The sequence below is a fragment of the Actinomadura sp. NBRC 104412 genome, from assembly GCF_030269515.1.
Classification (GTDB): Bacteria; Actinomycetota; Actinomycetes; order Streptosporangiales; family Streptosporangiaceae; genus Spirillospora.
Genome location: NZ_BSTM01000012.1, coordinates 177,070 through 198,805 on the forward strand (window position 1 = coordinate 177,070; position 21,736 = coordinate 198,805).

The window sequence follows — 21,736 nt, forward strand, 5'->3', positions numbered from 1 at the left end:
GTAGACGGCCAGGAACACCGCCCCGACGAACGCCACCCGCAGCATCCCGTGCTCCAGCGGCTCGAACAGCCGGGGGCCCACCCGGTGGGCCAGGCCGGTCGCCCACGCCGACAGCGCCATGGTGGCCACTGAGATCGCCCAGAAGGACAGCAGCTCGCGGGGCAGCCTCCGGCGGCCCCGCCGTCCCCAGGCCCACCGGCGGCTGAGCGAGTAGTTCACGGCCGCCCCCACCATCCACGCGGCGATGGACGCGGCCTCCGGGCCCAGCAGCGCCAGGCCGTAGGTGAGCAGCAGCGTGGCCTCGGTGGCCACGCCCGCGATGATCGACCCGATCGTGTACCGGGTGAAGATCAGCCGCAGCGGTCGCCCCCCGCCCGCGTCCGCGGGCCGGGGGGCGGTCGTCTGTTCCGACGCGGTGGCGGTCATCGCGCCCCCGGCCCTTCCGTGCTCGCCTCGGCGCCCGTCTCCGTGCTCGCCTTGGTGCCCGTCTCCGTGCTCGCCTCGGTGCCCGTCCCGGTGCCCGCCGGGACGCGGGCGACCGCCAGCACGGACTGGCCGAACGGGACGGGCAGCGCGCGGTCCAGCACCCGGGTGACCGGGACGATCACCCGGTCGTACAGGCCCACGGCGCCCGAGGCCGGCTTCCGCGCCCGTCCCAGGCGCATCGCCGCCCACCAGGCCAGGCCGCCGAGCAGGTTCACCGGGCGGGCCAGCTCGCAGGCCAGCCCGGCGCGCGCGATCGCGTCCCGCAGTGTCCGGGGGGTGTACCGGCGGAAGTGCCCCACCCGCCGGTCGAAGTCGCTGTAGAGGCTCTGGTAGCCGGGCACCCACAGCACGATGCTCCCGCCCGGGACGACCGACCCGGCGAGCAGCTCCAGGACCCCGGCGTCGTCGTCGAAGTGCTCCAGCACGTTGATCGCCACGACCGACTCCACCGGCCGGTCCAGCCGGTGGCCTGCGGCCAGGTCGAACTGGCGCACCTCGATCTCCCGTGCCGCCGTCCCGTCCTCGGCGAACCGGGACTTGGCGACGGTCACCGCGTCCGGGTCCACGTCGGTGACCACGAGCCGGTCCAGGCCGGTGAACTGCGCCGCGAACTCGCCGAGCCCCGCGCCGACCTCCAGCACGCTGCGCCCGCAATGCGGGGCGATCAGGTCGTACTGGTAGCGCCGGTAGCGGGGCTTGTCCGCGGCGCCCTCCTCGGCCGCGCCCTCGGCGGTGCGGCCGGTGGCGCGGGCGAAGGCCCCTTGTTGCTCTGCCCGGTCGTCTCGGTCGGCCATCCGGTCAGGTCTCCTGCACGGGGCTCGCGTGGTCGCGCCAGTTGACCTTGGGCTGGAGCGCGGGGGTCTTCACCCGGTGCGCGTGCCGCTTGGCCACGTCGAACAGCGAGGTGATCAGGGTGTCGGAGAGCAGGTGCGGGGAGAGGCCGAGGTCCAGCAGGCGGGTGTGGGTCACGTTGTAGTAGTGGCCCTCCAGCTCGACCCGGGGGTTCTCCAGGTTCTCGATGGTGACGTCACCGGGGTAACAGCGCGCGACCGTCTCGGCGATCTCCTTGACCGACATCGACTCGGTCATCTGGTTGAACACCCGGAACTCGCCGCGGTCGGCCGGGTTCTCGCAGGCGAGCTGGACGCACTGGACGGTGTCGCGGATGTCGATGATGCCCCGGCGCTGGCCGCCGCCGCCGTACACCGTCAGCGGGTGGCCCAGCACGGCCTGAATGACGAACCGGTTGAGCACCGTGCCGAAGACGGCGTCGTAGTCGAACCGGGTGGCCAGCCGGTCGTCCAGCGCGGTCTCCGGGGTCTGCTGCCCGTACACCACGCCCTGGTTGAGGTCGGTGGCGCGCAGCCCCCAGATCCGGCAGGTGAACTCGATGTTGTGGCTGTCGTGCACCTTCGACAGGTGGTAGAAGGAGCCGGGCCGCTTCGGGTAGAGCACGCGGTCTCTGCGGCCGTTGTGCTCGATCTCCAGCCAGCCCTCCTCGATGTCGATGTTGGGGGTGCCGTACTCGCCCATCGTGCCGAGCTTGACCAGGTGGATGTCACGATCCACCTCGGCGATCGCGTACAGCAGGTTCAGCGTCCCCACGACATTGTTGACCTGGGTGTAGACCGCGTGCTTGCGGTCGATCATCGAGTACGGCGCCGCGCGCTGCTCGGCGAAGTGCACCACGGCCTCGGGGCGGAAGTCCCGCAGCATGCCGAGCGTGTGGTCGTGGTCGCACAGGTCGCCGACGTACACGGCGATGTCCTTGCCGGTGTGCTCCCGCCACGCGCTGACGCGGGTCTGGAGCGACTCGATGGGGACGAGGCTCTCCACTCCCAGCTCGAAGTCGTACTGCCGCCGTACGAAGTTGTCGGCCACGGCGACATCGTGGCCGGCCTGCGACAGGTGCAGAGCCGTCGGCCAGCCGAGGTATCCGTCACCGCCGAGAACAAGTATCCGCATGCATCCCTCCTGCATCTTCCGTGGCTGTTCGAGGGTAGGGGCCTAACCGACGTCACCTCACGCGCGCGGGCGGGAGCTGGGACCGCCGTACAGCAGGACGGGTTGCGTTCACAGCGAAGGAAGCGCAACGGGCCAGCATGGGAGTCCCTACGAGAGGCCAGGCGTCGTCCATGCCGACCAGACTTCCCGGCGCACCTGGCCGACACCCTACTGGCCTACCCTGGCCTACGCATCTCCGCCTCCTTACGTCCGGTCAGTGACCCTACTGGCCCAAACGGCAAAAGCCCCAACGAGGTGGTTCCCCGCTGGGGCGTCGCCTGCGCCGCCGACCCGCCGCTCATGCAAGGTCAACGACGTGACACGCGATTTGGTTCACCGCATTGAGAGGCTCATGCCCTGGCCTTGGCCGACTTGCGCCGGTTGGCCTTCTTGATGGCCTGGACGAGCTCCTGCTTGTTCATGCTGGACCTTCCGGGGATGTCCAGCCGTTGCGCCACGTCGTACAGGTGGTTCTTGGAGGCGTTGGCGTCCACCCCGCCCGCCGCCGGGCGTGAGGTCTTCCGGCCGCCGCGCGCCTGAGGGTCGGATGGACCCTTGGCTCTCTTCGCCTTGGGCTCCCAGTGGTCCCCGACCTTCTCATGGGTGTTCTTCAGAGCGGCATAGGCCACGCGGTGGGCGCGCTGCCCGTACCCGTACTCCTTGGCGGCGGAATCGTGCGCCTTGGCGAAGGTCCGCTGCGCCTTGGTGTCCGAACGCTTGATGGTGTCGGGAAGCTCCGACTTCTTGGCCTGACCCCGACTTGTGGTCTTGGGCATCCCCTTGCTCCTTTCGGTGCGTTGGGTGCTTCCTTAGTTGTGGCGTTACCCCGAGCTGAGGGGATATGCAGGACGGGACGCATGAAAAAGGAAGCGCTCCGATCCGGGGTCCAATCCGGGGGCGCTAGGCCGCGACCTCCCAGGTCGTGCGGTGGCCGTAGACCTCCTCGGTGAACGAGCTCCGCGCGGCCGCCCTGAGGAACAGCGGCATGAAGGCGTCCAGGAAGAGCCGTCCGACCGGGCCCGCGGCCTTGCTGTTGTTGATCCGCGCGGCCTGCTTGACGATCTTTTCCACCCGCGGTCGGCGCCGGCGGACGAAGTCCGGGTACGCCTCGGCGTGGGACGGCGCGTCGCGCAGGCAGCGGGCCAGGACGACGGCGTCCTCGATCGCGAGTGAGGCGCCCTGGCCCGAGCTGGGCGAGGGGGCGTGGGCGGCGTCCCCGACGGCGATCATCCGGCCGCGGTGCCAGGCGGGCAGCCGCTTGAGCAGGTGGACGGGGCTTGCCGGCATGATGTCGGCGGTCGCGGTGGCCTCCAGGATCGGCACGGCCGGCCCCGCGTCGTCGGCGAACACGCCGGCCAGCGTGCGGCGCCACTCGTCCGCGGGGATCCGCTCGACCTCGCCGCGGGCGGGCTCGGCGGGACGCGGGACGTTCGCGAACCACCAGACCTCGCCGTCGGGCGCGACGGCGTACCCGAAGAACGCGCGCCTTCCGAAGATCATCGTGTAGGAGCCGGGCTCGGCTCCGGTGTCGACGCCGCGGGCGTAGCCGCCGAGGCTGATCAGCCCGGCGTAGGACGGTGCCGGCGCGCCCGGGTCGACCGCCCGGCGCACCGTGGAGTGGACGCCGTCGCAGCCGATGAGCAGGTCGCCGGTCGCGGTGGTGCCGTCGGCGAAGGTCGCGGTGACGGCGTCCCCGGTGTCCTCGGCCGACACCAGCCGCTTGCCGTGGACGACCTGGACGCCCCGGCGCACCGCCTCCTCGTGCAGGGCGCGGTAGAGGTCGGCGCGCCTGATCGTCATGGACGGGGCGGCGGTCGCCGAGCTGATCTTCGAGACGCCGAGCGTCCTGCCCTTGCTGCCGCGGAGGGTCAGCTCGGGGGTGGCGAAGCCGGTGGCGGTCGCCCGCCGGTCGGCGTCGATCGCCTTGAGCGCCTCGATCCCGTTGGAGCCGAGCGTGAGGAACACGCCGGCGTCGCCGTCGCCCTCGGCGCGCGCCTCGTGGACGACGGCCTCGATGCCGGCCTTCCGCAGGGCCATGGCGGTCGCCGGCCCGGCGATCCCGCCGCCGATGACCAGGGCGGTGCGGCTCATGATGCTCCTTCCTCTTCTTGAGGGGCGCCCTGGGAGCGATGGTGGGCCTCCCACAACGGGCCCCAGTCGTCGGTGATCCGTTCGATGAACCCGGCGACGAAGGACGCGTCGGCGTCCAGGAGCGCCAGCCGGTACTCCTCCTCGACCAGGAACAGCGGGTGGGTGCCCGCCGCCGTCGCGTCGTCGATCAGCCGCCGGATCGCGGCCCGCCGCTCGGCGAGGCGCCGCCGCCGTTCGGTCAGCAGCTCGGTCACCTCGCCCGGCGGAAGCGCGGCGATCAGCGAGAGCGCCGCGACGAAGCGCGGGTACTCGTGCGCCGGCTCGGCCACCAGCTCCCGCATCCAGTCGCGCAGCTCGGCACGGCCCTCGGCGGTGAGCGCGTAGACGGTCCGCTCGGGACGCTGCCCCTCGCGGAGCGTCTCCTGCTCGGTGATGAAGCCGGCCTTCTCGAGCTGGCGGAACACCATGTAGAGCGATCCGTGGCTGAACTTGATGCTGCGCGCGTCGTCGTTGTCGCGCATGGTCCGCGACAGCTCGTACGGATGCATGGGCCGCCGGCTCAGATACGACAGCACGGCCAGCCCCAGCAGGTTGCCGACCTTGCGCCCGGCCATCGCGGTCTCCTCTCGCGTCCTTCGTCATTACCAACTATCCATGTTCGACTAGTCAGAGTCAACTATTCATTGCCAACTAGTTGCGGATGAGCTGGGGCGGAACACGCAAGTAACAGGAGTGACGGATGTCCTTAACAAGTCCGGCATACGTTGCGATGCGCTCAACCTCCTGGAACGTAAGGCGGTCCGTTGCCACTCTTCACACGCCGCAGAAGACCCGCGCGGCTCCTCGCCGCGGCCCTCGCCCTCTCCTGCGTGCCCGTCGTCATGACCGGCACCGCGTCCGCAGCCCCCGGCCCGGAGGTCGCCTCCGGGCCCCGATGGTCGGTCACCCGCGTGGCGGGCGGCTTCCGGGTCACGCTCGACCTCGGGAGGCCGCTCCCCATCACCGCGTCCGCGCCCACCCTGTCGGCCGACGGCAGGCTCCTGGGCCCGGCGACCGAGTCCGCGGACGGCACGTCGCTGTCGCTCGTCACCACGGACCCCTCCGTGGCCAAGGCCCGTTCGGTCACCACCGACGCCTTCGAGACGGCGGCCGACGCCGCGCCCGCGTCCCCGGCGGCCTCACAGCGCCGGGCCAAGCCCAAGGACAAGCCCGGGACGCTCGGATCCGATCCCTCCGCCACCGGCCCCTATCGGGTGTCCGAGGCCGTCTACACCTTCGGCGACCAGGCGATCCCGCTGCTCAACATCGGCGGGATCCGCGGCGAGCTCACCGGCAAGATCTACCTGCCGGACGGCCGGGGCAAGAGGCCCGTCGTCGTCTTCCTGCACGGCCGGCACGCGTCCTGCTACGGACCTGGCCCGTCCAACCCGGCGCGGTGGCCCTGCCGCACGTCCCCCGACAGCACGGCGGAGCGGTTCACCATCCCCAGCTACCTCGGCTACGACGCGCCCGCGCGGGCCCTGGCCAGTAACGGGTACGCCGTCGTCTCGATCTCGGCCAACGCCGTCAACGCCAACGACAACCAGCTCGCCGCCGACTACGGCGCCCAGGCGCGAGGGCGGCTGGTGCTGGACACCCTGTCGATGCTGAAGAAGGCCAACGCGGGCGACCGCGTCGTCCACCACGACGCCTTCACCGGACGGGACGTCACCCTGGGCGAGGCGCTCGACGGCCCCATCACCCCGCGCGACCTGGTGGGCCGGTTCGACCTCGGCAATGTCGGGATCATGGGCCACTCCCGCGGCGGCGAGGGTGTCGTGGCCGCCGCCACGCTCAACGACGCGCTGCCCGTCTCCCAGCAGTTCGGGATCAGGGCGGTGCTGCCGCTCGCACCCGTCGACTACGACCGGATCTCCCTGCCCAACACGGCGACGGCGACGATCCTGCCGTACTGCGACGGCGACGTGGAGAACCTGATGGGCCAGCACATCATCGACGACTCGCGGCACAACTTCCGCGACAGCGTGCTGCGCTCGGCGGTGCTGGTGATGGGCGCCAACCACAACTACTTCAACACGATCTGGACCCCGGGCGGCTGGCCCGCGAGCACCGGCGACGACTGGTCGTCGGCCAACAGCGACGACCCCACCTGCAACCCCGCGGCGGCCGGCACCACCAGGCTCACCGCGCCCCAGCAGGTCGAGGTCGGCACCGCCTACATCGCCGGTTTCTTCCGGCTGGTGCTGGGCGGCGAGCGGCGCTTCCAGCCGCTGCTGGACGGGTCCCGCGCGATCGCGCCCTCGGTCGCGGGGTTCGCCGACATCACCGTGGCCGCGAACCAGCCGAGCCGGTCGCGTGCCGACCTGGCCACCTTCGAGGCCCCCGATCCCGCCGTCCGGGCGTCCGGCGGCGTCACCGCCGAGGTGTGCGCCAGCATGGGCGGCCAGGGAGGCGTCACCGTCCCGCAGTCCCTGCCGTTCTGCGCCACGACCCTGGACCAGGCGGCGCTGCCGCACTGGTCGCCGGCGCTGTGGGCGTTCAACATCCCCTCGTCCCCGATGCTGCGCATGAGGTGGACGTCGCCCGGCGGGCAGGTGCGCGTCACCGTCCCGCCGTCCAAGCGCAACATCGCCCGCTACGAGCAGTTGTCGGTGAAGATGGCCGCCGACGAGTCCGTCGCGAGCGCGACCGACCTCACCGTCGGCGTCGTCGACGGCAAGGGACGCACCTGGTCCGCGCCCGTCTCCGCGCTCAACCCCGCCGCCGTCAGCAGGCTGCCCGGCACCACCCACCCGTGGCTGCGCAAGGTGATCCTGCAACAGGTGGAGATCCCGGTGTCCACGCTGTCCGGGCTCAAGGTCACCGACATCCGCGAGGTGCGGTTCACGGCGGCCACGGGCTCCGGCGGCGTCTACCTCTCCGACCTCTCGGCCGAGAACCGGGGCGTCGGCGGACGGGTGCCCGCCCGGCAGGCCACCGTCGACCTGGTGCGCGCCAACGTCGACGAGGGGTCCGGGGCGGGGACCGCCGAGGTGGCGGCGGTGCTGTCCGAGAAGGTCGGCCACCCGGTCACCGCGTACGTCAGCGTGTTCGGCTCCGCCACCGGCAAGGCCGGGGTCACGATGCGGAAGGTGACCTTCGCCCCCGGGCAGGTGTGCGTGCCCGTGCCCGTCCCGACGCTCGGGGACGCGCTGCCCAGCGCCACGCCGTCCACCTCGTTCAAGACCTCGGTGACCAACACCGCCGGCGCGGTCATGGGCGAGCGCGGGTTCAGCACGCTGACCGTCCGCGAGGACGACGGCGTCACCGGAGGCACCCCGGCCCCCGAGGTGGGCGTCCCTGGGGACGTGTGCGCGGAGTACAAGGCGTCGCTGCACCCCGGCCGGCTGAAGGTCGGCGGCACCGTGGCCCCCGGAAGGGCCGTCGCGCTCAGCGCCAAGGGCTACCGGGCCGGTGAGAGCGTCGAGTTCCGCCTGGGAACGGCGTCGCTCGGACGCGCGGTCGCCGACCGCGACGGCGAGGTCTCGTTCACCGCGACGATCCCGCCGGCCACGCCGGGCGGCGAGGCGACGCTGACCGCGACCGGAGCCGGTTCCGCCTACACCACCACGGCGAAGGTGAAGGTACGCGCGAACGTCCGATAGCGGTAGCGAGAGCGGCCGTGGCCGGGGAGCCGGATCGCTCCCCGGCCACGGCCGCGCCCAGTGGGCGGGGCTCCTTCGCCAGCGCTAGAGAGTCGCCGGTGACAGTGCCGCATCACTGAGCAAGGATGGACCGATGAACGCTTCGGTCGATCGTGACAGGTCCGAGTGGGACGTGATCGTCCTGGGCGGCGGCCCGGCCGGTGAGAACGCCGCCCAGTACGCCACGCAGTTCTCCGGGCTGGACGCCGTCATCGTGGAGAACGAGCTGCTCGGCGGCGAATGCTCGTATTGGGCGTGCATGCCGAGCAAGGCGCTGCTGCGCCCGGTGGAGCTGCTCTCCACCGCACGCGACCTGCCGGGCCTGCGCGAGCTCGTCGGCGACCGCGGCCTGGACGTCGGGGCGATCCTGGAGCACCGCGACCGGGTCGTGAACCATCTGGACGACTCCGGGCAGGTCGGGTGGGCCGAGGGCATCGGCGTCGGCGTGGTGCGCGGCATGGGACGCCTCGACGGTGAACGGGCCGTGGTGGTGACAGGGCCGGACGGCGGCGAGCGGAGGCTGACGGCGCGGCACGCCGTCGTCCTGGGAACGGGAAGCCACCCCCGGATCCCGCCCGTCCCGGGGCTGCGGGAGGCGCGGCCGTGGACGTCCCGCGACGTCACCAACCTGCACGAGGTGCCGGAACGCGTCGTGGTGATCGGCGGCGGCGTGGTCGCGTGCGAGTCGGCCACCTGGCTGAGCGGCCTGGGCGTCTCCCGGGTCACGCTCGTCCATCGCGGGTCCCGGCTGCTGGGCAGGGTCGAGCCGTTCGCGGGCGAGCTGATCGCGGACGCGCTGCGCGAGCGGGGCGTCGACGTGCGCCTGGAAACCTCGGCGGCCTCGGTGCGGCGGCGCGAGGTCGCCGAGCCCGTCGAAGGCCGTGTCCACGGCGGCGAGGTGACGGTGGACCTGTCGGACGGGAGCACGGTGGTCGCGGACGAGATCGTCGTCGCGACCGGCCGCGCGCCCCGCACCGAGGGCATCGGCCTGGAGACGGTCGGCCTGGACGGCGGCGGCCCGATCGAGGTCGACGACCATCTGACCGTGACCGGCGTCGAGGGAGGCTGGCTCTACGCCATCGGCGACGTCAACGGGCGCTCCGCGCTCACCCACATGGGCAAGTACCAGGGGCGGATCGCCGGAAGCGTGATCGCCGCGCGGGCGGCGGGGCGCCCGCTGGAGGACACGCCGTTCACACCGCACGAGGACCTCGCCGACCGCGGCGCCGTCCCGCAGGTGATCTTCACCGATCCCGAGGTCGGCGCGGTCGGCCTGACCGAGGCCCAGGCCCGTGACCAGGGACTGGACGTGGAGACGGCCGAGTTCGACATGGCGAACCTGGCCGGCACCTACGTCATGCGGGAGCACTACAAGGGGCGCGCCAAGCTCGTGGTGGACAGGTCGGCCGGCGTGGTGGTGGGCGCGACCTTCGCCGGTGGCGGCGCCGCCGAGCTGACCCATTCGGCCACGATGGCGGTCGTCGGGAAGATCCCGATCGCCGCGCTGTGGCACGCGGTGCCCAGCTTCCCCACCGTGAGCGAGGTCTGGCTCCGCCTGCTGGAGACCATCGCCGCCAACCGCCACGGCTCGGCGTGACCGTCCGGCCCGGCCCAGGGGCGCCGAGGCCCGGGACCGCGCTCAGGAGCGCCGGGGGAGCTCGGCGGGGTCCGGGGTCATGACGGCCAGCCGCGCGCCGGTCGGATCGGTCATGACCGCGTACCGGCCGGCGGGGATGTCGGCCGGGCCGTACTGGATGCTCGCGCCCAGGCCGGCGGCGCGGGCGGCGGCCTCGTCGCAGTCGGCGACCTGGAAGTACGGGATCCAGTGGGGCGGGACGTCCTGCGGCCACCGCTCGTCCATCCGCACCATGCCGGCCAGCGGCCTGTCCTCGCCGAGCAGGAACTTGGTGTAGTCGCTGCCGGAGTGCTCGACGTCGATGCCCTTCCAGCCGAAGACCTCGTTGTAGTACCGGCGGGCCTGTTCGGTGTCGCGGCAGGCCAGTTCCACCCAGCACATCGCCGACGGCTCGTCCACCACGCCGGCGCCGGCCAGGTTGTACGGGGTCCACAGCGCGAAGTCGGCGCCCTCCGGGTCGCTGCACAGCGCCATGTGCCCCAGGTTGGCGAGGTCGGCGGGCGGCGCCAGCTCCCGGCCTCCGGCCGCCCTGACGGTCTCCATCGTCGCCTGGATGTCGTCGCTGCGGAAATAGCACATCCACGACGGCGGCTGGGTGTCGTCGGCGAGCGGATGCATCCCGGCGACCTCGGGTCCCTGGATGCCGCCGAGGGTGAACATCTCGCGGTCCCCGAAGCCGGGGACGGTCATCGTGTACGCGTCCCATCCGAACAGGTCCGTGTAGAACTCCTTGGACCGCCGGGTGTCGGGGGAGTGCAGGTCGACCCAGGAAGGCCACCCGGGCGCATGGGATGTCACTTCGGGCATGACCGGTCTCCACGGGGTTGTGCGGGAATGGGTGTCTGCCCGCCACGCTATGGAGGCTCCGGCAAACCGAGCGGCGCAGAGGATCAATGGAATCTGTTGGACATGTCCAAACCTGCGCCAGGCGCGGAGCCTCCAGGTTCGCGCGAGGTCACGAACGGCCACCCCGGGGCACGAGGCCGTGCGAGACCATCGCAGAGGAGGCACACCGCCGGGAAAGCCTCGGCCCGTGCCGCCCGGGCAAGGAGGAGCCGTGAGCGAGAGCGACCCGCACATCCATGTGCAGTCCAAAGTGGTCCAGGACCAGGCCGTTGTCCGCGCCATGCTGGCGTCCACGTTCGGGCTCGCCGGCGACCTGCCGAGCGTGGTCGACACCGGGTGCGGGCTGCGGGTGCCGTACGTGATGACGTCCTCACGCCCGGACCGGGTGACATGCCTGCCGTGCAGGGAGTTCGCCCGCGACGAGCATTTGCGCCTCGCCGAATGGGTCGAACGCCTTGGGACCATGCCCGGATCCGCCATCGAACCCGATCAGGCCAGACAGGCCGCCCGGAACCATCGTGAGCTGGCGGCCCGGTTCACCTCGGAACCAGGCTGATTTCCGCGGCTCTGACACCGCCTGCGGCTGCGCGCCCGTGGTGGCCCAGAGGGTTCGTGTGGGTGGTGGCGTTTGAGGGCGTGCTGGGTTCAGGCGAGTTTGTTCCTGGGCGGGGTGTGGTGCGAACGCCTGGGCGGGGGACGACGGCAAATCGCCGTATTCCGGTGGCGGTTATCCCTGTTGATCTATCCGGATGTGCGTTCACGCGGAGCCCGGCCGGTGCGAACCGCCGGGCGCCACTTACCTTCGCGAGCGGTTCGGTGATCGTCGGGGATGTGCGAAAGTGACGCCGCCTCCACGGCACCTCGGGATTGCACACTCGGTGATGGCGTGTCGATGGAGAGTTGAAGGCGCGTTGCCGACGTGTTGTGACGGGTGCGGAGAACCTTCGTCCCGCGGATCGGGGACAAGCCGTTCCGGCACGGGTGTTCCCGTGGCGTCACCAAGGCGCCGGGTTAATGCGCGGCCTCGTATTTCTCGAGCACGTTGGCCGGGATGCGGCCGCGGTCGTTGACCGGGATTCCCATCGACTTGGCCCAGGCGCGGATGTCGGCGCTGCGCTCACGGGTGCCGGCCGCGCGAGTCGCGGTTTTCCGGCCCGCTGGACGCGCCTTACGCGCCTTCTGCTGATAGACGGCCAGCGCCTTGCGCAGCTCCTCGGCGTTCTTCGCGCTCAGGTCGATCTCGTAGTTCCGGCCGTCGATCCCGAACGTCACGGTCTCCTCGGCCACACCGCCGTCCAGATCGTCGACCAGGAGAACTTGAACCTGCTGTGCCATGAACGCGCGTCCTTCCCGTCGTTCGCCGACCTTAGTCCGGGAATGATAATAGCTGATCGAATGCCATGATGCCGGAATTGGACGGCGGATGTCCAGGGGGCGAAAGGGCCATGCCACCTTCTGGTGCGGGTCGGCACCGCCCGGCATTCGGCTCTGCGGAAAAAAACCTAGTCCGCCGAACAGTCCGCGCGCTCCCCGGCCGCGGCTCCAATGGTCCAGGTCAGCGCCGATTTCGCCGTGCCTCGCGTTGTCCATTCGGGCGGGTCCGCGTGCTCCCCGCCATCCGGGGGCGGCCCAATGCCGGTGAAGCAGTCATATTCGTGGTGATGCGGATGCGTTGAGCGGTTTCCCGCTACGGCGCCCCCGCGTCCCACCTTACGCGAGATCACCGCACGGTCCCCGTCGCCGCCGTGCGCTCCCGAACAGTGGGCTTCGCGGGACGTGGGTGGCATGGGCATATGTATCGAGGTGTTGGCTCCCTGAGGCTCCGCCGCCGCTCCTGACGGCGCGGCGCCGAGCTTCCGTTTCTCGTGTGCCCGCCGTCCCGGTGATCATGCCGGGCGGCTTTTTCGTGCTGCCCGGCTCCGGCGCGAGCTGTGGAGCGCACTGGGGGGCATTTCCCTCGGACGGCCTACCCGAGCCGGGCCGGTCGATACGACGACTTCTTTCTGAACTGAGCACGGCCGGACGCCTTCCGGCCGGGACGAGCGCGCACATCCGCGCCCGCGGCATCGGCGTGGTCCTCGGCGGGCGTCCCGTCCTGTCCGATGTCGACGAGCTCACCGCCGTGCTGCGCGGCACGCAGGCCGCCGTCGTCGCGACGCACGACCGGCAGATGCTCGCCGACCTGGCGTTCCGGCCGTCGCTGAGCCTCGCGGTGGCGCCAGAGACCGGCCTCAGCGGTGACCCAAGGCCGTTGCGAAGCCCATGACGCGGGGTCATGTCCTCGTTCAGTGGCCGCCGCCCGCCAGGTGGAGCCCGACGACGCCGCACAGGATGAGCACGATCGAGGCGATCTTCAGCGCGGATGTGCTCTCGCCCAGGACGACCATGCCGAGCGTCGCGGTGCCCACGGCGCCGATGCCCGTCCAGACGGCGTAGGCGGTGCCGATGTCGAGGCGCTTGAGCGCGAGCGCGAGCAGGCCGAAGCCGGCGACGGCGGAGACCGCGAAGCCCACGGACGGCAGGGGCGCGGTGAACCCGTCGCTGAGCTTGAGCGAGTACGCCATGACGACCTCGAACAGGCCGGCGGCGATGATCAGGATCCAGGCCATGACGGCTCCCTTCGAGCTCAGGAGCGTCGTCTTTGCAGGCCGGGTACGGCGCGTCTCGTCCGGGCGGACCCGGGAGTGGGCCCGCATCGCCTATAATGGCCGGGCCTCCCCGGAGGATTCCCGCCGATGTCGCTTCGGGGACGTACGCCGCGCGGTGTACGGGAAATGGCCGCGAGGTGGATGCCAGGGCGGTCCGCCGCTCTTACGCTTCGTCCATGAGCCCGCGACGCCTTGCCTTGGACGCCGGCGTCGTCGCGTCGCTGGCCCTGCTCACGGCGCTCTACCCCGGCTGGGCGGTGGTCGTACCGCACCCTCATGAGCCGTGCATCCGCCACTCGACCTGGTACTGTCGGCACTGCCGTTCCGCGTTGTTCACCGCGTCCGACAACGGCTGGCCGTTATACGGCGCCAGCCCCTCGAACGGCGTGCCCAAGATGGGGAACGTGCCGTCCGCCTTGGGATCGGGGAACGGACCCGCGCCGCGCTGGCGCATGCACGCGGCGTACTGCCGCATGTGCTGAAGCGTGGCCGCCGAAGGCGGCTCGGTGGGCGGCGGCGCGGGCGGATGCTGCCGCGCGATGTCGTCGCACACCTGGAACGCCCGTTCCACGTCCCCCTTGGGGATGCCACGGAAGTCGGCGTCCCGCGCACCCGCGGCGCCGCGCACGATGGTGGGGTCGGGGAAGTCGGGCACGCCGTTCGACCGAGCGCATCGCGCCAGTCGGCGGCCCCAGTCGAGCAGCCGCGCCTCGTACTCGGCCCGGTTCGCGCTCCCGCCCCCGCCGGTCGGGCCGGGCTCTCCGGCTGCGCGGGTCGGGTTCGCGGTGGCCGATCCGGAGGCCGAGCCCGCGGACGGGCTCAGGGGGGTCGCTGCATCCGCTGACCGTCCCCATGGCGAGGGCCGCCGCGCACAACACCAGCGGTACCCGTGTGGACAAACCTTGTCTGGTCATGCCGCCAGAGTCGGCTCGCCACCCCGATGGCGTCGTCTGCCCCACGTCCACCCGAGGTACACCGCAGGACGGAACCCGCGTACGTCGCGCGGCAGGGTCTGCTCAGACGACTGGTGTGGTCGCAGGCGGGAGGCTTATCGGTCGGCGCTTCTCTGGGGGTTCTCCAGCCGGAAGAAGTTGCTCGGCGAGCCGTCCTTCGTGTGCTCCTGATAGAGGAAATTGAGCTTGCGCTCGTCGAAGGTGCGGAACCAGTCGTCCCAGTCGATGTGCACGAGGCCCTCGCCGCCGTATCCGGGGAAGTCGAGCAGCAGCCGTCCCGGCCTGCCGCCGCGGTCGCTGCCGGGCACGGTGGCGGGCCTGGCGCCCCGCTCCTCGGCCCAGCGGCGGATCACCTCATGATCGGTCGTCACCAGGCTGCGGCCTGGCCGCTCCTCGTGCTGGTCCGGCGAGGTCACGTGCTGGTGGTACGGGTGCTCGCCCTGGATCGGGTGCTCGGACATCGATCATCGTCCCTTATCGCTTGGCGGGTCCCTTCGTGAGCCCCCTGCCCCGAAACAAGCGATCCAATCGACCCCGGTGCCCGGGCTGGTCGCTCCCTCGCAGGGACCGCTCCCGTGCCGACCGGTCGGCCACGACGATGCCGTAAATGATGTGGTCGAGCGCCAGCACGGCCCGCCACAGGACGCCGTGCTCACGCGCGTGCCGGACCCCGAGGGCGGGCGCGATGACGGTCTCGAAGCCCGCCCAGATCACCAGCCCGTAGGCGGGTCCCGTCAACGGGTGCGTGCGCAGCCTCCGTGGAAGCGCGCCGAAGGCGGCGCCGCCGACCGCGCCGTAGGTCCAGTGCGCGAGTTCGGTCACCGCCTCCTGATAACGCTTCGGCAGCCGCCGCACGGACGGGGCGTGCTTCTCCACGATCGCCTCGGGCGGGGTCCGCTCATGGGGTCCCACCGCCGCCGTCACCGTACGGATGCCCGTCATCGCCATGGCGGCGACCAGTCCCCGCGCTCCGCCCCGGACGACGGTCCACAGGCCCATCCCCGGACTCATGGGCACCTCCCACGTTGGGTCTGGACACCCTTCCCCGTCCGGGCCGACGCATGCGGTGCCTATGGGCGAGGGCCTGATCGATCCTGACGCCGTCCCGGTTCGCGGACGGCGTCAGGATCGAAGATCTGATCCGCTCATGGGCGGTTCAGCACACGGACGATGAGCTGGGCGACGATCAGGTAGAGCAGCGCGGCCAGGCCGTAGTTCAGCACGACGCCGAGCTTGGCGTCGTCGGGGGTGAAGACGTCGCCGAGGCCGAGGACCAGGACCTTGGCCAGGTTGTAGATCCCGTTGACGAAGCCGTTGTCCTGGTTGGCCTCGAAGACGACGAACAGCATGTGCAGCAGGAAGACCGCCACGACGAAGCCGGCGACCAGGTGGATCACGCCGGCCAGGGCCCTGCCGCCGTCACGCTGGGGATAGCCGCCTTGCCGGTACGGGTCGCCGCCCTGGTACGGGGGTGGGGGTCCTTGGCCATAGGGGGGTGGAGGTGCCATGGCTACGCATTGTAGGGCGACGCGCCCTGAACGCCGCTGCTTGTCGGCTTTTTCGGTATCGGCCGCTCCTGCGCGTTCACCGCGCCGGGACACGCATGTCACGAGGTGTTCCGCTGCCGGTCCCGTCCCATGGTGTAGAACTCCGGGTTCGGTCGTAGCGCCGTCAGATGGGCCAGCCGGTTCGACATCGCGAACAGCGCGGTGATCGCGCCGATGTCCCAGATCTCGTCGTCGGTGAGCCCGGCCGCGCGGGCCGCGGCGAGGTCGTCCTCGCCGAACAGTTCGGGCCTGCGGGCCAGGGCGAGCGCGAGGTCGACGATCGCCCGGCCCCGCTCGTCCAGCTCCACGCGCCACGGGTTGGTGGCGACCCGGTCGGCCAGCTCCGGGTCCTTGGTGCGTACGCGCAGGATGGCGCCGTGCGCCACGACGCAGTACGTGCAGTGGTTGGCGCCGGAGGTGGCGACCACCACCAGCTCCCGTTCGGCCTTGCTCAGCCCGCCGGGGCGGTCCATCAGCGCGTCGTGGTAGTCCAGGAAGGCCCGTAGCTCGGCGGGCCGGTGACCCAGCGCCCGGAAGACGTTGGGCACGAACCCGGACCTCTCCGCGATCGCCCCGATGCGCTCGCGCAGGTCGTCCGGCAGTTCCTCCAGTTCCACCACGCCGAACCGGCTCTCGGTCACGCTCTCCTCCTCGGTAGGACGGCGGTCCTCTCCACGCTCCCCGGTGATGGGGGCCGGTGTCCACGATCACCCGGACGGGGCCTGGGCGGCGATGGCCCGATCGGGGTTCCGTGTGAGGGAAATTGGCTACCGGATTGTCGACATTGTCGGGGTACGGTGCCCGCAGGCGGCCATCGACAGGAGGGCGTCATGAGGAGCCGGTTTCTGGAGGCGGTCCGTTCCCGGCGCGCGAGCTTCGAGGAGGCGGCCGTCCCGGCCGAAGAGGCGCGCACGCTGCCGGCCGACATGGTCAAGCTGATGCGCGACCTGCGGCTGTTCTGGCTCAAGACGCCGCGTGAGCTGGGCGGCGACGAGCTGGACCCACTGGAGTTCTGCGAGGTGCTGGAGCAGCTCGCCTACTACGACGCGTCCGTGGCCTGGGCCGCCATGGTGGGGAACGGGACCACCGGAACGGTCGCCGGGTGGCTGCCGGACGAGGGGCTGCGCGAGGTCTTCCCCGGCACCGGGACGGACCTGCCGATCTGCGCCGGACAGTTCGGCTCCCGGGGCCGGGCCGTCCCGGTGGACGGGGGTTTCGTCGTGTCGGGCCGGTGGGGCTTCGGCAGTGGGATCAACCACGCCGACTGGGTCGTCGGTGGCTGTGTCGTCGAGGGCGGAGCGGGCGCCGAGATCCTCGCCGTCGTGCCGAAGAGCGAGGCGACCCTGCACGACACCTGGCACGTGGCCGGTCTCCAGGGCACGGGTAGCTACGACTTCTCGATGACGGAGGTGTTCGTCCCCACCGGTCGGGTCATCGAGGGACTCGGGACGCCGGGTCTGCGCGGCGGCGACCTGTTCAGGCCGCCGCCGCTGATGTTCGTGTCGAACGAGCTGAGCCCGGTGGCGGTCGGTATCGCCCGGCGCGCCATCGACGACATGTACGACCTGGCGCGCGCCGCCACGCGCAGGACGGGTGGCGTGCCCGTCGGCGAGCGCGCCGCGTTCCAGAAGGACATGGGCCGGGCGGAGGCACGGCTGCGTGCGGTCCAGGTCCTCTACCGGGACGCGGTGGCACGGGTCTGGGACGCCGCCCGGACGGAGTCCGGACTGGACGACGCCCTCGTGGCCCGCACGTTCGCGCAGCACACCTACGTCGTCGAGGAGTGCACGGACCTGGTGTCCCGCATCTTCCGCTATGGCGGCGGCCGGGTCCTCGCGCTGTCCCACCCGATGCAGCGCCATCTGCGCAACCTGAGCGCGGCGATGCAGCACATCTACATCACGGACGAGAACTACGAGCTGGCGGGCAAGGCGGGACTCGAATCCCGGCCCTCCTCGCCATGACCCCGCGCATGTGACCGACTTGCGCCGTTCTTTGCTACCGCCCGCCGCGTACGCTGAGCCCATGCCCGAGGACGAGAGCCGGCCCGCGCGGGTCGAGGACGTGCACGAGCTCGCCCTGGCCATGCCGCATGTGACCGTGTACCCGGGTACCGAGGACAAGCCGGTCTACCAGGTGGGCGGGAAGTCGTTCGTCTTCTTCCGCAATCCGCGGCCGGACGCGGTGGACCCCGAGACCGGCGAGCGCTACCAGGACGTCATCGTGTTCTGGGTCCCGTCCGAAGGGGACAAGCAGGCGCTCGTCCAGGACGAGACGTCGCCGTTCTTCACCACCCCGCATTTCGACGGCCACCGGTCGGTGCTGCTGCGGGCCTGCCGCATCGGCGAGCTCACCCGCGGGGAGCTGGCGGAGATCATCCAGGACGCCTGGCTGTCGCGGGCGTCGGCCCGCCGCGCCCGCGCCTGGCTGGACGAGCACCCTCCGGCTACCCGGCCAGGAACTTCGTGATCGCCGACAGGGCGCGTTCGGGCTGGTCGGCCTGGACGACATGGCCGCAGTCGTCGATCAGCTCGACCCGGCTGCCGGCGATGCGCCCGCCGAAGTCCTCCGCGTAGGCGGCGGGCACGAGGGCGTCGTCACGCCCCCAGACGATGAGCGTCGGCACCGAGACGCGGTGCAGCCTCCGGCCGAGGCCGTGGTCGGCGATCGGCCAGGCGAACTTGGCCGCGCAGCCGATGTTCCAGGTGGTCTGGGCGACCGGTCGTCGGCAAGGGCCCCCGTGATCTCCCTCACCCCTCTTGACGGACGGCGGCGGGCGCGCGGAGATTTGAACTTATGTTCAGAACGGATGTTCAAGGAGCGGGGGCACTCCCCGGCGGCCGGGCACGGGGGCCTTCGCCGCGGTTCCCGGTGTCGTGTCAGGTGGCGGTGCTCGGCGGCGGTCTCGCCGGGATGGCGACGGCGGCGCGGCTCCAGGCGGCGGGCCTGTCCACGGCGGTGATCGAGGCGCACGGCCACGTCGGCGGCTGCGCGGGCTACTACCGTCAGCGCGGATTCTCGTTCGACGTGGGCGCCACGACGATGGTCGACTTCGAGCCCGGAGGAGTGGGGGCCGAACTCCTCGACAGCGTGGGAATGGATCCCGTCCCCGGCGAGCCGCTTCCCGGCTATGTCGCCTGGCTTCCCGACCGCGACGTCACCCTCCACCGCGACACTCGGGCGTGGCACCGCGAACGGCTGCGCGCGCTTGGAGACACCCCACGGCACAGGGCCTTCTGGGCACGGCTCGACCGCATCGCACAGGTGTTCTGGGACGCGAGCCGCGCCGGTGTCCGGCTGCCCCTGCGGCGTCCGTCCGACGCCGTGCACAACATCAAGGCGCTAGGGCCGCGCAACCTTCCTTTCGTCCGGTACGTGAACGCCACGCTCGGCGATGTCCTCGCCCGGCATGACCTGCGCGGGGACGCTCCGCTGGTGGGCCTGTTGTCGATGCTGGTGGAGGACACCGTGCACAGCACGGTCGACAAGGCCCCGCTCATCAACGCAGCCCTCGGCGTGACCATTCGCGGTGCCGGGCTCACGCGGGCGGTGGGCGGCATGCGCGGCTTCTGGCGCCCGTTCACCGCGCACTACCGGCGGATGGGCGGGCAGTTGCGCGTGGGCTGCCAGGTGGAGCGTGTGCACGGCCAAGCCGGGGCGTTCAAGGTCCATACGCGGCGCGGGATCGTCCATGCGGAGCAGGTCGTCAGCGCACTGCCCGCAGCGACGACCGCGCGTGTCGTCCCCGCCTTGGCGGGACGGCTCCAGCCCTACCTCGAACGGGACGAGCACGACCTGGGCGGCGCGATCGTCGTGTTCCTCGGCGTACCGGAGGAGCAGGTCGCGAACCAGGAGTTCACCCACCATCAGCTCTTGCAGTCCTATGAGCGTCCACTGGGCGACGGCAACAACATGTTCGTCTCGGTCTCCGCCCCCGGGGACACCGAGAGCGCCCCACCGGGACACCGCGCCGTGATGATCTCCACGCACACCGAGCTGCACGCCTGGGAGGGGTTGCCGGACGCCCGGTACGAGAAGCGCAAACGCGAAATGGGGGAACGCCTCGTGGGGCTGGCGCGCCGCGCGTACCCGGACCTCGGTGAACGGGCCGTGGTGTGGGAGGTGGGCACGCCCCGCTCGTACGAGCGCTTCGCGTTCCGTCCACGCGGTGCGGTCGGCGGCGCGAGGCAGACACCTGCCAACGCCAACCAGAACGCCATCCCGCATTCGCTGGGTGTGCCCGGCCTGTGGCTTGTGGGCGACTCGACCTGGCCCGGGTTGGGCACGGTCGCGTGCGCGCTCGGCAGCCGCATCGTGGCAGAGGACGTTCTGGAAACGGCACGGAAGGTCATGCGATGAAGGGCGCGGCGGCCGTCCCCGGCATACCCAGGCTCACCGATCTCGGCACCGATCTGCTGGTGACCACCCGCGGGCGCCGGGTGTTCGCGTTCTCGCTTCCCTATCTCGGCGTCGCGCTCTTCGCGTCCGCCATGGCGCTGGGCTGGTGGTGGGCGACGCCACTGATCGCGTTCGGCATCTTCGTCGCGGTGGTGACGGCCACGCATGATGTCGTGCACCGCTCGCTGGGGCTCGGCCGCACCGCGACGGAATGGGCGTTGTTCCTGCTCGGCGCCGTACTACTGGAGAGCGGGCACGCCTACCGCGCCACGCACCTCCAGCACCACCGGACGTTCCCGAGCAAGGACGACCCCGAAGGCCACCCCGCGGACCTGAGCATGCTCGGCGCGATCCTGTACGGCCCCGTGTTCCTCGCGCGGCTGTGGTGGTGGGCGTACCGCAGGGCTTCCGGCAGGCAGCGGACCTGGCTCCTGGCCGAGGCGGCGCTGCCCTTCGCGGCGGTCGGAGCGGGCGCGCTGCTTTGGCATGGGCTGCTCGTCTACGCCACGATGATGATCGTTGGAAGCTGGGTCTACCCGCTGCTGACCGTCCACCTGCCGCACCGCCACTATGGGGAGGATCCGCTGACGCAGACGCACACCCTGCGCGGCCGTGTCGTCCCCCGGCTGTTCCTGGAGCTGACCTACCACCTGGAGCACCACCTCTATCCGCAGGTGCCGAGCCATAATCTGGCCAGGCTGGCGCAACGGCTCGACCCTTTCCTCGACGAGGCGGGCGTCCATCCGCGGAGAGTGATCTGACCCCGATGCCCCCGTCCAGACCCCGGCCCCGGTCCCGGCGCGAGGAGGCCCGGGAACGGCTCCTGCACGCGACCATCCGCACCCTCGCCACCGAGGGGTACGGCGGGACGACCGCGCGCTCCATCGCCCGCACCGGAGGGTTCGCGCCGGGCGTCATCTACTACCACTTCGAGAACCTGGAAGACCTGCTCCTGGCCGCGCTGCGCTACACCAGCCGGCAGCGGATGGCCGCGTACCAGGAGGCGCTGGGGTCCTGCGCCGGCGCCGCCGAGCTGCTCGACCGGCTGCGCGACCTGTACGCCGAGGACATGCGGGAGGACGGGCACATCGCGGCCGTGCAGGAGCTGTTCACCGCCGCGGCCACGGCCCCGAGGCTGCGCGAGGAACTGCTCGCGCACATCGGGCCGTGGTCGGAGTTCGCCGCCGCGGCCTTCCGCCGGCTGGCCGCCGGGACCGCGGTGGAGGAGGTGGTGCCGTCCGCCCAGCTCGGCTCGATCGCGGTCGCGACGTTCCTCGGCCTCCAGACCCTGACCCATCTGGACGGCGACCGCTCCCGCGTCGAGGAGCTGTTCGAGGTCGCCAAGCCCGCCGCGATCCTCTGGGACGGCCTTACGGGAAGGGCCTCGTCCCAGCCGGACGCGGACCCGGACCCGGACGCGGACGAAGCCTGAGGCCCGTTTCCC

The 21,736-nt window shown here is 71.4% G+C and carries 23 protein-coding genes, 1 pseudogene and 1 riboswitch; of the genes and pseudogenes, 9 read left to right on the forward strand and 15 right to left on the reverse strand.

Going from position 1 to position 21,736, the window contains the following annotated elements; genetic code table 11:
- Window positions 1–12 precede the first annotated feature (12 nt).
- From QSK21_RS17480 to QSK21_RS17505, 6 genes and pseudogenes are all read right to left on the reverse strand, one after another.
- Window positions 13–426: pseudogene (locus QSK21_RS17480) on the reverse strand (GtrA family protein); the annotation flags it as partial.
- The gene (locus QSK21_RS17485; RefSeq protein WP_285697026.1) at window positions 423–1,280 is read right to left on the reverse strand and encodes a class I SAM-dependent methyltransferase; all 858 of its coding nucleotides are present in this window, start codon (window positions 1,278–1,280) and stop codon (window positions 423–425) included. The gene QSK21_RS17485 and the pseudogene QSK21_RS17480, both read right to left, overlap by 4 nt.
- Before the next feature lie 4 nt (window positions 1,281–1,284).
- Window positions 1,285–2,451, reverse strand: coding sequence for an NAD-dependent epimerase/dehydratase family protein (locus QSK21_RS17490; RefSeq protein WP_285697028.1), 1,167 nt, complete (start codon window positions 2,449–2,451; stop codon window positions 1,285–1,287).
- A gap of 389 nt (window positions 2,452–2,840) precedes the next feature.
- Entirely contained in the window at window positions 2,841–3,266 is a 426-nt protein-coding gene (locus QSK21_RS17495) for a ChaB family protein (protein WP_285697029.1), read from the reverse strand.
- 124 nt (window positions 3,267–3,390) lie between these two features.
- Window positions 3,391–4,581, reverse strand: coding sequence for an FAD-dependent monooxygenase (locus tag QSK21_RS17500; RefSeq protein ID WP_285697030.1), 1,191 nt, complete (start codon window positions 4,579–4,581; stop codon window positions 3,391–3,393).
- Window positions 4,578–5,195: a PadR family transcriptional regulator gene (locus QSK21_RS17505; protein ID WP_285697033.1), complete on the reverse strand. Its 618-nt coding sequence runs from the start codon at window positions 5,193–5,195 to the stop codon at window positions 4,578–4,580. The genes QSK21_RS17500 and QSK21_RS17505 overlap by 4 nt, the downstream gene beginning before the upstream one ends.
- A gap of 189 nt (window positions 5,196–5,384) precedes the next feature.
- Here QSK21_RS17505 and QSK21_RS17510 point away from each other — a divergent pair, with 189 nt between their 5' ends.
- The gene (locus QSK21_RS17510; RefSeq protein WP_285697034.1) at window positions 5,385–8,225 is read left to right on the forward strand and encodes an alpha/beta hydrolase; all 2,841 of its coding nucleotides are present in this window, start codon (window positions 5,385–5,387) and stop codon (window positions 8,223–8,225) included.
- Window positions 8,226–8,358: 133 nt separating this feature from the next.
- Window positions 8,359–9,861, forward strand: coding sequence for a dihydrolipoyl dehydrogenase family protein (locus tag QSK21_RS17515; protein ID WP_285697036.1), 1,503 nt, complete (start codon window positions 8,359–8,361; stop codon window positions 9,859–9,861).
- A gap of 42 nt (window positions 9,862–9,903) precedes the next feature.
- On the opposite strand, the gene QSK21_RS17520 is transcribed toward QSK21_RS17515, so the two are convergent.
- On the reverse strand, window positions 9,904–10,707 hold the full coding sequence (locus QSK21_RS17520) for a VOC family protein (RefSeq protein WP_285697037.1): 804 nt from the start codon (window positions 10,705–10,707) through the stop codon (window positions 9,904–9,906).
- A 250-nt stretch (window positions 10,708–10,957) separates the two neighbouring features.
- Between QSK21_RS17520 and QSK21_RS17525 the strand changes: the two genes are divergently transcribed.
- On the forward strand, window positions 10,958–11,302 hold the full coding sequence (locus tag QSK21_RS17525) for a hypothetical protein (RefSeq protein ID WP_285697038.1): 345 nt from the start codon (window positions 10,958–10,960) through the stop codon (window positions 11,300–11,302).
- Window positions 11,303–11,757: 455 nt separating this feature from the next.
- On the opposite strand, the gene QSK21_RS17530 is transcribed toward QSK21_RS17525, so the two are convergent.
- Entirely contained in the window at window positions 11,758–12,081 is a 324-nt protein-coding gene (locus QSK21_RS17530) for a histone-like nucleoid-structuring protein Lsr2 (RefSeq protein ID WP_285697091.1), read from the reverse strand.
- Between the two features lie 532 nt (window positions 12,082–12,613).
- Here QSK21_RS17530 and QSK21_RS17535 point away from each other — a divergent pair.
- Window positions 12,614–13,012, forward strand: a complete 399-nt coding sequence (locus tag QSK21_RS17535; protein WP_285697039.1) for a hypothetical protein — start codon at window positions 12,614–12,616, stop codon at window positions 13,010–13,012.
- Window positions 13,013–13,031: 19 nt separating this feature from the next.
- On the opposite strand, the gene QSK21_RS17540 is transcribed toward QSK21_RS17535, so the two are convergent.
- The 6 genes from QSK21_RS17540 to QSK21_RS17565 all read right to left on the reverse strand — a co-directional run bounded on the left by QSK21_RS17540 (window position 13,032) and on the right by QSK21_RS17565 (window position 16,535).
- Window positions 13,032–13,355, reverse strand: coding sequence for a DMT family transporter (locus tag QSK21_RS17540; protein ID WP_285697040.1), 324 nt, complete (start codon window positions 13,353–13,355; stop codon window positions 13,032–13,034).
- A 20-nt stretch (window positions 13,356–13,375) separates the two neighbouring features.
- Window positions 13,376–13,442, reverse strand: a riboswitch (guanidine-III (ykkC-III) riboswitch).
- A gap of 226 nt (window positions 13,443–13,668) precedes the next feature.
- Window positions 13,669–14,049 carry a hypothetical protein gene (locus QSK21_RS17545; protein WP_285697041.1) on the reverse strand — a complete coding sequence of 127 codons (381 nt, stop codon included), beginning with the start codon at window positions 14,047–14,049 and terminating at the stop codon, window positions 13,669–13,671.
- 393 nt (window positions 14,050–14,442) lie between these two features.
- Window positions 14,443–14,808, reverse strand: a complete 366-nt coding sequence (locus tag QSK21_RS17550) for a hypothetical protein (protein WP_285697043.1) — start codon at window positions 14,806–14,808, stop codon at window positions 14,443–14,445.
- 13 nt (window positions 14,809–14,821) lie between these two features.
- A complete protein-coding gene (locus QSK21_RS17555; protein WP_285697044.1) occupies window positions 14,822–15,358 on the reverse strand; it encodes a hypothetical protein in 537 nt (178 codons plus the stop codon).
- Window positions 15,359–15,492: 134 nt separating this feature from the next.
- Window positions 15,493–15,855, reverse strand: coding sequence for a hypothetical protein (locus tag QSK21_RS17560; RefSeq protein WP_285697047.1), 363 nt, complete (start codon window positions 15,853–15,855; stop codon window positions 15,493–15,495).
- 98 nt (window positions 15,856–15,953) lie between these two features.
- On the reverse strand, window positions 15,954–16,535 hold the full coding sequence (locus tag QSK21_RS17565; protein ID WP_285697049.1) for a peroxidase-related enzyme: 582 nt from the start codon (window positions 16,533–16,535) through the stop codon (window positions 15,954–15,956).
- A 189-nt stretch (window positions 16,536–16,724) separates the two neighbouring features.
- Between QSK21_RS17565 and QSK21_RS17570 the strand changes: the two genes are divergently transcribed.
- Window positions 16,725–17,858 carry an acyl-CoA dehydrogenase family protein gene (locus QSK21_RS17570; RefSeq protein WP_285697051.1) on the forward strand — a complete coding sequence of 378 codons (1,134 nt, stop codon included), beginning with the start codon at window positions 16,725–16,727 and terminating at the stop codon, window positions 17,856–17,858.
- Between the two features lie 61 nt (window positions 17,859–17,919).
- The gene (locus QSK21_RS17575; RefSeq protein ID WP_285697052.1) at window positions 17,920–18,363 is read left to right on the forward strand and encodes an MmcQ/YjbR family DNA-binding protein; all 444 of its coding nucleotides are present in this window, start codon (window positions 17,920–17,922) and stop codon (window positions 18,361–18,363) included.
- Here the strand turns inward: QSK21_RS17575 and QSK21_RS36135 are convergent.
- On the reverse strand, window positions 18,341–18,682 hold the full coding sequence (locus QSK21_RS36135) for an alpha/beta fold hydrolase (RefSeq protein WP_352231290.1): 342 nt from the start codon (window positions 18,680–18,682) through the stop codon (window positions 18,341–18,343). The genes QSK21_RS17575 and QSK21_RS36135 overlap by 23 nt on opposite strands.
- A gap of 83 nt (window positions 18,683–18,765) precedes the next feature.
- Here QSK21_RS36135 and QSK21_RS17585 point away from each other — a divergent pair, with 83 nt between their 5' ends.
- From QSK21_RS17585 to QSK21_RS17595, 3 genes are read left to right on the forward strand one after another with little or no spacing between them, the layout of a single operon-like run.
- The gene (locus tag QSK21_RS17585; protein ID WP_285697054.1) at window positions 18,766–20,253 is read left to right on the forward strand and encodes a phytoene desaturase family protein; all 1,488 of its coding nucleotides are present in this window, start codon (window positions 18,766–18,768) and stop codon (window positions 20,251–20,253) included.
- The gene (locus QSK21_RS17590) at window positions 20,250–21,053 is read left to right on the forward strand and encodes a fatty acid desaturase family protein (RefSeq protein ID WP_285697055.1); all 804 of its coding nucleotides are present in this window, start codon (window positions 20,250–20,252) and stop codon (window positions 21,051–21,053) included. Before QSK21_RS17585 ends, QSK21_RS17590 begins: the two co-directional genes overlap by 4 nt.
- A 5-nt stretch (window positions 21,054–21,058) precedes the next feature.
- Complete coding sequence (locus QSK21_RS17595; RefSeq protein WP_285697056.1) at window positions 21,059–21,724, forward strand: TetR/AcrR family transcriptional regulator; 666 nt, start codon at window positions 21,059–21,061, stop codon at window positions 21,722–21,724.
- The last annotated feature ends 12 nt before the right edge of the window (window positions 21,725–21,736 follow it).